The organism is Caballeronia grimmiae (genome assembly GCF_022879615.1).
GTDB lineage: Bacteria > Pseudomonadota > Gammaproteobacteria > Burkholderiales > Burkholderiaceae > Caballeronia > Caballeronia grimmiae.
The window spans coordinates 508063-521243 of the sequence record NZ_CP084273.1 but is presented as its reverse complement, the minus strand read 5'-3'; the positions used below and the strand labels follow the sequence as shown (position 1 = coordinate 521243).

General features: G+C 64.0%; 12 protein-coding genes. 6 read left to right on the top strand and 6 right to left on the bottom strand.

Translation table 11 applies throughout. The features are described 5' to 3' along the window. Positions 1–234 precede the first annotated feature (234 nt). From LDZ21_RS21635 to LDZ21_RS21615, 5 genes are all read left to right on the top strand, one after another. On the top strand, positions 235–1134 hold the full coding sequence (locus LDZ21_RS21635) for a LysR substrate-binding domain-containing protein (protein ID WP_035960152.1): 900 nt from the start codon (positions 235–237) through the stop codon (positions 1132–1134). Positions 1135–1227: 93 nt separating this feature from the next. Next, entirely contained in the window at positions 1228–1977 is a 750-nt protein-coding gene (locus LDZ21_RS21630) for an SDR family NAD(P)-dependent oxidoreductase (RefSeq protein WP_244795961.1), read from the top strand. Positions 1978–2063: 86 nt separating this feature from the next. After that, the gene (locus tag LDZ21_RS21625; RefSeq protein WP_244795960.1) at positions 2064–3392 is read left to right on the top strand and encodes an MFS transporter; all 1329 of its coding nucleotides are present in this window, start codon (positions 2064–2066) and stop codon (positions 3390–3392) included. Positions 3393–3421: 29 nt separating this feature from the next. After that, on the top strand, positions 3422–4258 hold the full coding sequence (locus tag LDZ21_RS21620) for a transketolase (RefSeq protein ID WP_244795959.1): 837 nt from the start codon (positions 3422–3424) through the stop codon (positions 4256–4258). A gap of 47 nt (positions 4259–4305) precedes the next feature. Then, positions 4306–5304, top strand: coding sequence for a transketolase family protein (locus tag LDZ21_RS21615; RefSeq protein WP_244795958.1), 999 nt, complete (start codon positions 4306–4308; stop codon positions 5302–5304). A gap of 4 nt (positions 5305–5308) precedes the next feature. On the opposite strand, the gene LDZ21_RS21610 is transcribed toward LDZ21_RS21615, so the two are convergent. From LDZ21_RS21610 to LDZ21_RS21595, 4 genes are read right to left on the bottom strand one after another with little or no spacing between them, the layout of a single operon-like run. Beyond that, positions 5309–5869: a DUF2894 domain-containing protein gene (locus LDZ21_RS21610; RefSeq protein WP_244795957.1), complete on the bottom strand. Its 561-nt coding sequence runs from the start codon at positions 5867–5869 to the stop codon at positions 5309–5311. Further along, positions 5862–6509, bottom strand: coding sequence for an OmpA family protein (locus LDZ21_RS21605; RefSeq protein ID WP_035960145.1), 648 nt, complete (start codon positions 6507–6509; stop codon positions 5862–5864). Before LDZ21_RS21605 ends, LDZ21_RS21610 begins: the two co-directional genes overlap by 8 nt. Then, positions 6506–8938 (bottom strand): DUF802 domain-containing protein, encoded by a 2433-nt coding sequence (locus tag LDZ21_RS21600; protein ID WP_244795956.1) that lies wholly within the window; start codon positions 8936–8938, stop codon positions 6506–6508. The genes LDZ21_RS21605 and LDZ21_RS21600 overlap by 4 nt, the downstream gene beginning before the upstream one ends. A 5-nt stretch (positions 8939–8943) precedes the next feature. After that, positions 8944–9639, bottom strand: a complete 696-nt coding sequence (locus tag LDZ21_RS21595; RefSeq protein ID WP_244796707.1) for a DUF3348 domain-containing protein — start codon at positions 9637–9639, stop codon at positions 8944–8946. Positions 9640–9763: 124 nt separating this feature from the next. Here LDZ21_RS21595 and LDZ21_RS21590 point away from each other — a divergent pair, with 124 nt between their 5' ends. Continuing rightward, positions 9764–10270 (top strand): GNAT family N-acetyltransferase, encoded by a 507-nt coding sequence (locus LDZ21_RS21590; RefSeq protein ID WP_244795955.1) that lies wholly within the window; start codon positions 9764–9766, stop codon positions 10268–10270. 145 nt (positions 10271–10415) lie between these two features. Here LDZ21_RS21590 and LDZ21_RS21585 read toward each other — a convergent pair whose 3' ends face one another. Together LDZ21_RS21585 and LDZ21_RS21580 are read right to left on the bottom strand one after the other, a co-directional pair. Continuing rightward, complete coding sequence (locus tag LDZ21_RS21585) at positions 10416–11354, bottom strand: Gfo/Idh/MocA family protein (RefSeq protein ID WP_244795954.1); 939 nt, start codon at positions 11352–11354, stop codon at positions 10416–10418. 22 nt (positions 11355–11376) lie between these two features. After that, complete coding sequence (locus LDZ21_RS21580) at positions 11377–13110, bottom strand: IlvD/Edd family dehydratase (protein WP_244795953.1); 1734 nt, start codon at positions 13108–13110, stop codon at positions 11377–11379. Between the last annotated feature and the right edge of the window lie 71 nt (positions 13111–13181).

The window sequence follows — 13181 nt, the reverse complement described above, 5'->3', positions numbered from 1 at the left end:
GCAAGCGCGCCACACATCGCGGCCCAGCGCGAGCGAAGGCAGTTCAACATCGAATAGTAAGAGACAGTAGAAAAGGACCGCTATCCTCGTGTAGCAACGCATTTTCGTCAAGCTCGATCGCTTCGCATGCCATATTAATCTTCATAAAATGACTTTCAATGGCGGTCGCTTCCAAGCCCTGCATTTCCATCCGCGATAAACTTGCTCCAGCCGATATCGAGCGAATAAACAACAATGCGCCTGCCTCCGCTGAAATCCATCATCGCGTTCGAAAGCGTCGCGCGGACCAAGAGCGTCAATCGCGCAGCCGATGAACTCGGCCTCACGCCGTCAGCGGTCAGTCATCAGCTCGCGAACCTGGAAAGCATCGTTGGGCGGCCACTCTTCACACGGCTCGGACGCGGACTCGTGCTGACGCCCACGGGCTCGCAATATCTCGCGGACGTCACCGGCGCGCTTGCCGAACTCAATCGCGCGACGGAGCGTGCATCGAGCGAAACATCCGTCGAGATATTGCGCATTCATTCGAGCCCGAGCTTCGGGCTCATGTGGCTGCTGCCACGCCTCGCTGCGTTCCAGGAAGCCAACGGCGACATTCAGATGAACCTCGCCTGTTCATACGAAGACGTGTCGTTCACGTCAGGCTTTTACGATGTCGATGTGCGCCACGGCTACGCGCACTGGACCGATGTGGAAGTGAAGACGCTACGCCATGAAACCATCGCGCCGCTCGCATCGCGTGCATATCTGGAACGCTTTCCAGTGGCATCGCCGGACGATCTGCTCGAACGCCGCCTGATCTTTTCCGAGTCGCCGCTCGTGCAATGGCAGCAATGGTTCGGCAAGTTCGGCGTCGCGGCAAAGCGCAAGGCGTTCGACTTCTCGTTCGACCGCTCGTACATGTCGCTCGAAGCCGCCGCGCTGGGGCACGGGATTGCGCTCGAAAGCACGATGCTCGCGTCGGTACATCTCGAACGCGGCTCGCTCGTTCCGGTTTTCGGACGCGAGTATGCGGTGGAAGTCGGCGCGCATCATCTGGTTTACCCGAGCCAGAATGCGCAGTTGCCACGCGTCGCGAAGTTCCTTGCGTGGATGGACGCGCAAATCGAGAGCCGCGCATCCCGCCATACCTGAAAATTTCTCAGCAATAGTTGAGGCTAACTGCGTTGATCGTCAGGTCCAGTGCGAACACACTGCGTCTACACCAGACAACCAACGGAGACAGTCATGTTGCTAGAGAATCGTGTTGTGATCGTGACCGGCGCGGCTTCGGCGCGCGGCATCGGCAAGGCGACGGCCAAGGCGCTCGCCGCACAGGGCGCTCGCATCGTCATCCTCGATCTGCGGGAAGCCGACGCCCAGGCGGCTGCACGCGATATCGGCGAAGACCACCTCGGCCTCGCCTGCGACGTGACCGACAAAGCGGCCTGCGTCGCCGCCGCCAACGCGGCCATCGAGAAATATGGCCGCATCGATGCGCTCATCAACAACGCAGGCATCACGCAGCCGATCAAAACGCTCGAAATCAGCAGCGACAACTTCGACGCCGTCATCGACGTCAATCTGCGCGGCACGCTCTACATGTCGCAAGCCGTCATCGGTCAGATGAAAAAGCAGCAGAGCGGGAGCATCGTGTGCATGTCGTCGGTATCGGCGCAGCGCGGCGGCGGCATCTTCGGCGGACCGCATTACAGCGCCGCGAAAGCCGGCGTGCTTGGTCTCGCCCGTGCGATGGCGCGTGAATTCGGCGGCGACCATATCCGTGTCAACTCCATCACGCCGGGCCTCATTCAAACCGACATCACCGGTGACAAGCTCACGCCCGACATGCGCGCGGACATCATCAAGGGCATTCCGCTCGGCCGTCTCGGCGATGCCGCGGATATCGCCAACGCGTGCCTGTTCCTCGCGAGCGATTTGTCGAGCTACCTCACCGGCGTCACGCTCGACGTGAACGGCGGCATGCTGATTCATTGACGTTCCCCCGCGCCCGTTACGCGGGCGCTTCAGGCGCACCCGGAAGAACCGGGGCGCAACCCGCCGACATACGGTAGGAGACAAGCATGAAGAGCAGACTCAACGCGCCGCCCATCGCGGCCGACCTCGCATCGTCGACTGACACGGCGAGCTTCGAAGCGAAGACCTATGCCAAGGTCGGACGCCGCCTCATCCCCTTTCTGATGTTGTGTTATCTCGGCGCCTATCTGGACCGCGTGAACGTCGGTTTCGCGAAGCTGCAAATGCTGAACGACCTGCGCTTCTCCGAAACGGTGTACGGCATGGGCGCGGGCATCTTCTTTCTCGGCTACTTTCTGTTCGAAGTACCAAGCAATGTCATTCTTCACCGCGTCGGCGCACGCAACTGGCTCGCGCGAATCATGCTGACGTGGGCGGTCATCTCTGCATGCTTCGTTTTCGTGAAGACGCCAACGATGTTCTATGTCCTGCGCTTCCTGCTCGGGGTGGCCGAAGCGGGCTTCGCGCCCGGCGTGATTCTTTACCTGACGTACTGGTTCCCCGCTGCGCGACGCGCCAAGGCACTGTCCCTGTTCTTCATGGCGATTCCGCTTGCAGGCATCGTCGGCGGGCCGCTCTCGGGATACATCCTGCATGCCTTCGCCGGCGTTCACGGTCTTGCCGGATGGAAGTGGCTGTTCATTCTCGAAGCGTTGCCTTCGCTGGTGCTCGGTGTCGTCATCCTGTTCTATCTCGACAACGGCATTGCCGGTGCGAAGTGGCTCACCGATGCCGAGAAGGCGCTGCTGACCCGCAACGTCGAGAAGGACAAGTCGCAAACCGTCGAGCACGTGTCGATTCGTGCGTTCATCGGCGACCGCCGTCTGTGGCTCATGGCTTCGATCTACTTCTGCGTCGTGCTCGGTCAATACGGCCTCACGTTCTGGCTGCCGACGATCATCCGCCGCGCCGGTGTCGCGGACCCGCTGTGGGTCGGCATCTTCACCGCGATCCCGTATCTGTGCGCCATCATCGCCCTGCCGCTGATCGGTGCGAGCGCCGACAAGCGCCGCGAACGCCGCCTGCATCTGGCCATTCCGATGCTCGTCGCCGCAGCGGGCTTCGCCACCTTGCCGATGCTGGGCAGCGTAGGAGCGTCGATCGTCTGTGTGAGCGTGGCCGCCGCGGGCATCCTGGCTTCATCGTCGCAATTCTGGTCCTTGCCTACCGCCGTGCTGGGCGGCATGTCGGCCGCTGCGGGCATCGCCGCCGTGAACTGCTTCGCCAATCTCGCGGGCTTCTTCTCGCCCGCCATCGTCGGCTGGCTGAACGATCTCACGGGCAAGTCCACTGCCGGCCTGATCTTCATTTCGACGGCGATCGTCGTCGGCGCGGGGCTGGTGTTCCTCGTGCCCGCCAAGACCGTGAACCGCTAAGCGTCATCAACTAACTTCAGGAGACAAACATGAGCACACCCGTCATCGAGGAGGTCACGCTCGCCGAGCGCGCCTATCGTATCCGCCGCAACGCCCTGCTGATGGGCGAAGTGCAAGGCCAGGGCTATATCGGCCAGGCGCTCGATATCGCCGACGTGCTCGCCGTCGCCTACTTCGGCGCGATGAACTACCAGCCCGGGAATCCCGACTGGGAAGAGCGCGACCGCTTCCTGCTGTCGAACGGTCACTACGCCATCGCACTGTACGCGGCGCTCTTTGAAGCAGGCATCCTGCCGCAAGAGGAACTCGAAACGTATGGCAGCGACGACAGCCGCCTGCCGATGTCCGGCATGGCGAGCTACACGCCCGGCATGGAGATGTCCGGCGGATCGCTCGGTCAGGGACTCACGATCGCCGTCGGCCGTTGCCTCGGACTCAAGCGCAAGAACTCGAAGTCCTTCGTCTATACGCTCTTCTCCGATGGCGAACTCGACGAAGGCTCGATCTGGGAAGGACTGATGTCGGCGGCGCACTGGAAGCTCGACAACCTGATCGCGATGATCGACGTGAACAATCAGCAAGCCGATGGCCCGTCGACGCAAATCATGGCATTCGAGCCGCTCGTGCCGAAGCTCGAAGCGTTCGGCTGGTATGTGCAGCGCGTGAACGGCAACGACATCGACGCGGTGAAACAAGCGTTCGACAACGCGCGAAACCTGAAAGAAGCGAAGCCGCGCATCATCGTGTGCGATACGAAGATGGGCTGCGGCGTGCCGTTTCTCGAACAGCGCGAGAAGAATCACTTCATTCGCGTCGACGCGCACGAGTGGCAACTCGCGCTGCAAGCACTCGAAGCGGGCAAGTAAATCGTATGTGACCGGGGCGAAGCCTCCGGTCGGCACAGGAGACAAGCATGAGCACTATCGAAAAGAAGCCGCGTTTGAAGACCTCGGCGATGATCGCGTCGATCGCGGGTGAAGGGCAACTCACGCGTTCCGCGCCGTTCGGCCATGCGCTTGCAGAACTCGCACGCGCGAAGACGAACGTGATCGGCATGACGGCCGATCTCGGCAAGTACACCGACCTGCATATCTTCGGGAAGGAGTTTCCGGAGCGTTACTATCAGATGGGCATGGCCGAGCAATTACTGATGGGCGCGGCTGCGGGCTTCGCGCATGAAGGTGCGCAGCCGTTCGTCACCACCTATGCGGTGTTCGCCACGCGCCGTGCGTATGACTTCATCCATCAGACGATCGCGGAAGACAATCTCGACGTCAAGATCGTCGCCGCACTGCCCGGCCTCACCACGGGCTATGGGCCGAGCCACCAGGCGGCGGAAGACCTCGCGTTGATGCGCGCGATGCCGAACATGACCGTGATCGATCCGTGCGATGCGCTCGACATCGAGCAGATGGTGCCCGCCATCGCCGCGCACAAAGGCCCGGTCTATGCGCGGCTCCTGCGCGGCAACGTCCCCGCCGTGCTCGACGAGTACGACTACACGTTCGAACTCGGCAAGGCCAAGCTCGTGCGCGATGGCGCCGATGTGCTCGTGATCTCGTCGGGCATCATGACGATGCGCGCACTCGAAACCGCCAAGGCGCTCGAAGCCGACAAGGTCGACGTAGCCGTGCTGCACGTGCCGACCATCAAGCCGCTCGACACCGAGACGATCATCCGTGAGGCGCGCCGTTCAGGGCGGCTGGTGGTGGTCGCCGAGAATCACACGGTCATCGGCGGTCTCGGCGAAGCGGTCGCGACGACGCTGCTGAGCGCGGGCGTCACGCCGGCCTACAGGCAAATTGCGCTGCCTGATGCGTTCCTCGATGCGGGCGCGCTCCCCACGCTGCACGACCGCTATGGTATCTCGACCAATATGATGGCGAGCAGCATCAAGGGCTGGCTGGCGTGATGCGCTAACGCGCACCGCCGCGCGTGGACTTCTTCGCACGCGGCGCATCTTTTCCGGCAGGCGCATTTGCGCCTGTCATCGCTTCCATCCACGCGAGGGTATCGACATAGGCGAGGAAGTGCTGAAGATACGCCGGCGATACCTCACGCATCAGCGCCAACGACCGGTGCACGAGGCTGCTCGAATTGAGCGGCCCCGCGTTCTTCGGCACCTGTTCCAGCGATTCGCGCAATTGCCGTTCCGCGCTTACCTTCGACCATACGGTCCGAAGATAATCCAGTAGTTCGGCATGCGAAGGATATGAGGCTGCTTGCACCGTGATCGCTTCCACTAACGACGCAAGCTGTGTCTCACGTTCCGGCGGCGGTTCAGCCGCGACACTGGCGGCCTCGACCTCCCGCGCATAGTCTTCGATCAGCGCCGCGAGCCTTGCATCGATGATGCGCCGCGCTTCACCCTCGTGCGCCATTGCACGCCGGGCTATCGCATCGATCAGGCCGAAGCGCACGGGATTCACGCGATCCTCGCCGCGTGCGCGCCATGCGTCGAGGATCGCGTTATCCATGCGGCTTCACCGGCGCATTCGTCGGACGCGGCACCGGCGATATCTCCACGCGACGGTTCTTCGCGCGGCCTTCGTCGTCGGCATTGGAACTCACCGGCTGTTCGGAGCCGAACGCGGCCGCGAAGACGGACGACGGCGGCACGCCCGCATCGATCAGCGCGCGCGTGACGGTCAACGCGCGCTTAGCCGACAACTCCCAGTTGTCCGCGAAGCGCCGATTGCCTTCGCGCACCTGCTGGTCGTCGGCGAAACCGCTGACCATCAGAATCTCTCCGCGCGAGCCGAGATACGCCGATAGCGGCCCGGCCAGGCTCTTCAAAAGATCGCGTCCCTGCGGCTGCAACTGGTCGGAATTCAACGCGAACAACACGCTGCCGCTAATGCCGATGCGCCCGTTCACGAGCGTCACGCGTCCCGATGCGAGCGGTCCCGCGAGCGCCTCTTCGAGCGTCTTGCGCCGCTGCGTTTCCTGCTGCTTTTCCTTGACGGCCTGCTCGAGTTTCGTCGATAGCTGCAACTGCACGCCGATGACCGCGACGAGAATCAACACGAACGCGCCGAGCAAGACCGACATCAAGTCGGCGAAAGCAGCCCAGATTGGCGCGGCGGCTTCCGTGCCGGCGTCGAGTTCGTCGTTCATTCACGCGCTCCCGCAAGCTCACGTTGCGCCGCGATCTGCTGCAAGTTCTCGATGATCTGCTTCTGCGACAGCGTGCTCAGGTCGATGACTTCGCGCGCCTGCGCGACGTAATATGCGAGCTGTTCGTCGCTGCGCGCGAGGCTCTTGTCGAGTGCGGTTTCGATGCGCTGCAAATGCGCGACGAGCGTCTCGTTCGACGCGCCGAACGCATCCACCGCCGCGCCGAATGCTTCCCCGAGGCTCGCAACCTCGACGGCGCTGCCCGTGACTTGCGCGGCCACTGCGCCGATCTTCTCGCTCTCCGCTTCGACCTTGTCGCTGAACTGCTGGCCGGCGCGCGTGAGCATATCCGCCGAAGTCGCGACGAGCGCATCGACCGCGACGCGCTGTTCGTTCGACGCGTGATTGACTGCATCGAGCAAGGTCTCGACGGTCGCGAGCAAGCGGCTGCGCTCATCGAGCATCGCGGTGTCGCGGACCATCGAATCGGAGAGCTTCTGACGCATTTCGGCGATGACTTCCGCAGCCGCCTTGGGCGCAACGGACGCCGCCTGCACGACCCGTTCGATCTCCGCGATCATGCCGCTCGTGTGAGCACGCGTCTCTTCGGCGATCTCGCGTGCGGTGCGTGCAAGCGTCTCCACGACTTCCTGCTCGCGGCGTTCCGCGAGCGCGCCCGATTGCCGCCATTCGTCGCGCAGCGCGGCGGCCATCGCGGCGAGGGCATCGGTCCATGCGGACAGACGCGCGTCGTGCGTCGATGCGATGTCCCCGCGCAAGCCGGCGTGCGCGTCATCGACGGAACGCAGCAACGACGCCGAATGCTGCTCGAAGCGTTCCGCTGCGGCGTTCAAGGCATCGCGATGCTGCGCCGCGAGTTGCTCGCCGGTGCGTTGCTGTTCGCCGAGCGCGCCGCGCCATGCGTCGGACAGGTTCGTCGACGTGCTTTCGAGCCGCGACGAGAAGCCATCGAGCAGATGCGTCGAACGCGCTTCGACCGTCGCGGCGAAGCGATCCAGCGATGCGCCCGCTTGCGTGACCAGCGCCGCGCTTGCGTGCTCGTGTTTATCGACCGATTCGGCCAGCTTGCTCGATACCTCGGTCAATCGCGCGGACAGGCCGTCGACGAGCGTGGCGGACCGTCCTTCGAACGCTTGCGTGAAGCCGTCCAGCGACGCGCCCGCTTGCGTCACGAGCGCCGCACTCGCCCGCTCATGCTTCTGCAGCGAGTCGCCAAGCTGATCCGCGATCTTCACGACGGAAGCCCGCAGTTCGCCCGATACTTCGTCGAATCGCGCGGACATGCCATCGACCAAGGTCGATGAACGTTGTTCGAACGCCTGCGCGAAGCGGTCCATCGAAGCATCCATCTTGCCGACGAGCGACTCGTTGGCCGCCTGATGCGCGGCAAGCGATCGATCCCAGATCCCCGCCACATTTGCAGCCGACGCTTCGAAGCCACTCGACAAGCCCTCGAGTTGCCGCTTCACCGCGCCTTCGATGTTCGCGTGCAACGCCGCCGTCTCGCGCGCGATGCCATCCATCGTCACCTGCATGACGGGTTGCAATGCGGCGCTTGCGGCACGCGCACTATCGGCCACGCTCTGCTTGAGCGACAGTTCCACTGAAGTGGCAAGACGCCGGTACGCCGTCTCCGTGTTCGCATGAAACGCAGCCTGATTCGCAAGCTGCCGCTCGTTCGCGGCCACGCTCTGCTGCTCGATGGCGGTCATCATCGCGTGCAGGCGATCGACCAGCTTCGGCATGATTTCAGTCTGCCGCTGAAGCAGCCTGAACGTCTCTTCTCGATGATGCGTCTGCGTGAAAGCGCGCAGCGTCGTCGCGATCCTTGCGTCCAGCGTCTGCGTGACGTGCAGCCGTTCGCGGCGGCATAGCGTGGAGAGGAGGCCGAGCATCGCCGAAGTCGCGACGCCCGCAATCGACGTTCCGAACGCGAAGCCGAGGCCCGTAACCGGCGCGGCAAGCGACGCGCGGATCGCCGCGAGATCGGTCGAGCTTTCGAGCGCCGCGCCCGTGCCGCGCAGCGTCGCGACCATGCCGAGCAAGGTGCCGAGCATGCCGAGCAGCACCAGCAGGCCGGCGAGATACGGCGCGAGCGCCGGCCCCGGCAACGCGATTCGCTCGCCTTCGATGCGCAGCCTCACCGCGTGCCGCAGCCCGGCGGGCACCTGTTCGAGCCATACGCCGAGGCTTTTGGGGGCGGTCGCGGAGCGGTCCAGGGCATCGGCGAGAGCGCGCGTCGTCTGCTGATAACGCTGCAACTCCCACGCGCCGGCGAGATAGCACGCGCCGATCACGAGCGTGACGGCAAACGCGAGCGCGTTCGAGCCGATATAACCAATGGCAATACCGCAAACGGCCAGAAGGCCAGCCAGGAAGACTGCTACATGTAAAAGATATCGGGGCATAGCGTTCAGTGCGCGGCGTGACATGCCGCAAGCAAACCATCGACCGGTTGAAAACGTACATCCAGTTCCGCGAGCAACACGCTCTGCATGTCCTTCTCGAACGCGTCGAGCCAGGCGGACGCGCCGTCCGTCTCCGCGTTCGCGCGGCGCATGCGCTCGAAATGCTTGCCGAGCAGCGCCGGAACCTGCGCGAACAAGGTGCGCTCGCGCGCGCCAAGCGCCTGTTCCATCACGGCATCGACGACGGCGAGCCGCGCCGCGCGATCCGACTGCGTCGCGAGCACCGCGCGCATGCGGCCGCGCAATGCGCCGATGTCCGACTCCATCGCCTGTTGCAGCGAAAGACAGCGCTGCCGATACACCGCGTAATCGACCGGAACGTCGCCCTGCGGCACGGTTTCCCTCGCGCGATGCCGCAGCGGTGCGGCGGCTTTCGCCGGCGCGATGGCGTTCGCAAGCGACGCACGCACGCGCGCACAGGCGTCTTGCTGCGCCGCCGATGCGGATCGCGCGCCGCCGATAGCAGGCGGCTCGCCGTTGAGCGCCGTCGACAGCGCGATCGCATCGGTCCAGCCGAGCCACTGGCTCAGCTTGTCGGAGAGCGAGGCGCCGGGTTCGTGTACGTCGAGATCGGCAAAGCGCGCCAGAAGGCGCACGAGCGCCGGGCCGCTGACCGCCGTGCGCTTCTTGGGTTGCACGATTCCACCGGAGGCAAAAACCCGCTAGTTTACACGGCCATGACCTCGCGCCTCGTTTTTAGGCAAGAACGTCAGAAACTTTGTGGATGCGTGCGCCGCATGCATCGCGCTTCCGGAGCGCTTCGACATGATCCGCCGCCTCTGGTCCGCCGATGCCGCCGCCTTCCGCGAGGTCCGTCTGGAAGGTCTGCGCCAGTTCCCCGCCGCGTTCGGCGCAGCTTACGACGACGAAAGCGCGCAACCGCTCGCATGGTTCGCCGCGCGCATCGCGGATCATGCGGTATTCGGCGCGTTTTCGGTCGATGCGCGCCTCGCTGGCGTCGCGGGCCTGATGATTCCGTCGCCCGCGAAGATGCGGCACAAGGGCGTGCTTTGGGGCATGTATGTGCGATCCGGCGCGCGCGGATCGGGACTTGCCGCGACCTTGCTCGACGACGTGATCGAGCATGCGCGCGGCGTCGTCGAGGAAGTGAAGCTGGAGGTCTCGCCGGACAACCGCGCCGCCGTGCGTCTTTATGAAGCGGCGGGCTTCAGCGTCTACGCACGGGAACCGCGTGCGCTCAAGATCGAAGACGCTTATCACGACACGTTGTTCATGTCGCTGCGCCTGACTCGGCCGGACGAGGCCGCGTGACAGGCACGATCGTTCTATTCTTTAGGAGTTTACTGGTTAAATCGGTCTGCTCGGGTGCGTAGACTTCACGTGGGTTTGAAGCACCCGTAGTCAGTGTCCTAGTCACACACTGATGTTTCGCCCCGCGCAAGCGGGGCGTTTTTTTTCAGCGGCCGAAAGCTTCCGTCTCGACATGCGCGCCTAATAAGAACGCATCGGCGACGAGCCGCAGCGGACGTACATCGACATCGCTTTCACGCTGCGCGATGAGCTCGTGGAAGCGCTCGTAAAGCGCCGGATACTCACGCTCCGGTCCGAGCGCGATGTCCTCGCCCGCAATGGACAAGCGCTTGCCGCCTTCGCGAATCGACAGGCGGCCCGCATCCGTATCCACGTCGATCGCCCATTCTTCAACCGGGCCATGACGCCAGTCGAACACTGCGCGCACCGGTGCGCCGTTCGTATCGACGCACTCCAGCTCGGCGGCAATCGGCGTCGCGGTATCGCGCGGAACGGTGAGGGTCGCCGCGCGCAAGGCGATCTCGCGTGGCAGGATCCGCGTCACGATCGACAACGCATTGATGCCCGGATCGAACACGCCGAGCCCGCCCGGCTCCCAGATCCATTGCTGACCCGGATGCCAGCGCCGCACGTCCTCTTTCCAGCGCACTTCCACTGCGCGCACATTGCCCGCTTCCTTCGATGCGAGCCACGCGCGCGCCGGCTCCACCGCGCTCGCCGCCCGCGAATGCCAGCTTGCGAAAAGCGTGCAGCCGTTGGCCCGCGCGATCTCGTTCAGCGCTTCCACTTCACTGACGCTCGCGCCCGGCGGCTTTTCGAGCATCACGTGCTTGCCTGCTTCGAGCGCCGCGCGGGCTTGCTCGAAGCGCACTTGCGGCGGCGCGCAGAGCGACACCGCATCGAGCGATGATTCCCCCGCCAGCAGCGCGTCGATGTCCGCGTAATTGCGCACGCCATCGACGGCCGCATTGCGGCTCGCGCATGCGACGAGCTCGAAGCCGGGCTGCGCGGCGATCGCCGGAAGATGCTGGTCCCGCGCGATCTTGCCGATGCCGACGACCGCGAGCGTATAACGCGTTGTCATACCGATGCTCTCCGTAGCCGGTTCAATGCGAGTGACGCGGCACTTCCGCGCCGCGCTTGCCGACGAGGAAGTCGAGATCGCAGCCTTCGTCCGCTTGCAGCACGTGATCGACGTAGAGACGCTGATAGCCGCCATCGCCCCACACTTTCGGCGGCACGTGACCTTCCATGCGGCGCGCGAGTTCTTCGTCGCTGATGTCGAGATGCAGCGTGCCGGCATCGCAATCCAGCTCGATAAAGTCGCCGTCGCGCACCGCCGCAAGCGGCCCGCCCGCCGCCGCTTCGGGCGCGACATGCAGCACCACCGTGCCATACGCCGTGCCGCTCATGCGCGCATCGGAAATGCGGACCATGTCCTTCACGCCCTCACGCAAGAGCTTCGGCGGCAAGCCCATGTTGCCCACTTCGGCCATGCCCGGATAACCCTTCGGCCCGCAGTTCTTCATCACGAGCACGCAGTCCTTGTCGACGTCGAGCGTTTCATCGACGATGCGTTCCTTGTAGTGCTCGAGGTTCTCGAACACGACCGCGCGCCCGCGATGCTTGAGCAGTTCGGGGCTCGCCGCCGACGGTTTCAGCACCGCGCCGCGCGGCGCGAGATTGCCGCGCAGCACGCGAATGCCGCCATCGGCGATCAGCGGATTGCTCAGTTCGCGGATGACTTCGTCGTTCGTGTTGGGCGCCGTCTTCACGTTCTCCCACAGCGTCTTGCCATTGACCGTCAGCGCGTCCGGATGCGGCAGCAGGTTTGCTTCGCCTAGACGCCGCAGCACCGCCGGCAAGCCGCCCGCATAATAGAACTCTTCCATCAGGAAGCGGCCCGAAGGCATCAGATCGACGATGGTCGGCGTATCGCGGCCGATGCGCGTCCAGTCTTCCAGTTCCAGCGGCACGCCGATGCGCCCCGCGATCGCCTTCAGATGGATGACGGCGTTGGTCGAGCCGCCGATGGCCGCATTGGTGCGGATCGCGTTCTCGAAGGCTTCGCGCGTCAGGATCTTCGACAGCGTCAGCCCTTCGAGCGCCATCTCCACGATGCGAATGCCGGACATATGCGCGAGCACGTAGCGGCGCGCATCGACGGCTGGAATCGCCGCGTTGTGCGGCAAGGACGTGCCGAGCGCTTCGGCCATGCACGCCATCGTCGATGCGGTGCCCATCGTGTTGCAGGTGCCCGCCGAGCGCGACATGCCCCCTTCCGCCGACAGGAACTGATGCAGGTCGATCTCGCCCGCCTTTAGCGACTCATGCAGTTGCCAGACCGCCGTGCCGGAACCGATGTTCTTGCCGTCGAGCTTGCCGTTCAACATTGGCCCGCCCGTCACGACGATGGCCGGCACATCGCAGCTTGCCGCGCCCATCAGGAGCGCGGGCGTGGTCTTGTCGCAGCCGGTGAGCAGCACGACGGCATCGATGGGATTGCCGCGAATCGCTTCTTCGACGTCCATCGCCGCGAGATTGCGCGTGAGCATCGCGGTCGGACGCAGGTTGGATTCGCCATTGGAAAACACGGGGAATTCGACAGGGAAGCCGCCGGCTTCGTATACGCCGCGCTTCACGTGCTCGGCGATCTTGCGGAAGTGCGCGTTGCACGGCGTCAGTTCCGACCAGGTGTTGCAGATGCCGATGACCGGCCGGCCGTCGAATTCGTGATCGGGAATGCCCTGATTCTTCATCCAGCTTCGATACATGAAGCCGTTCTTGTCGGCGGTGCCGAACCATTGTTGTGAGCGCAGCTTGGGTTTCGATGCCGACATGTATGAGTCCATTTTCAGAAGTCGATTCGGCGAAGGATAGGAGAGCGCGTGATAATCTGCCAATGAAATGT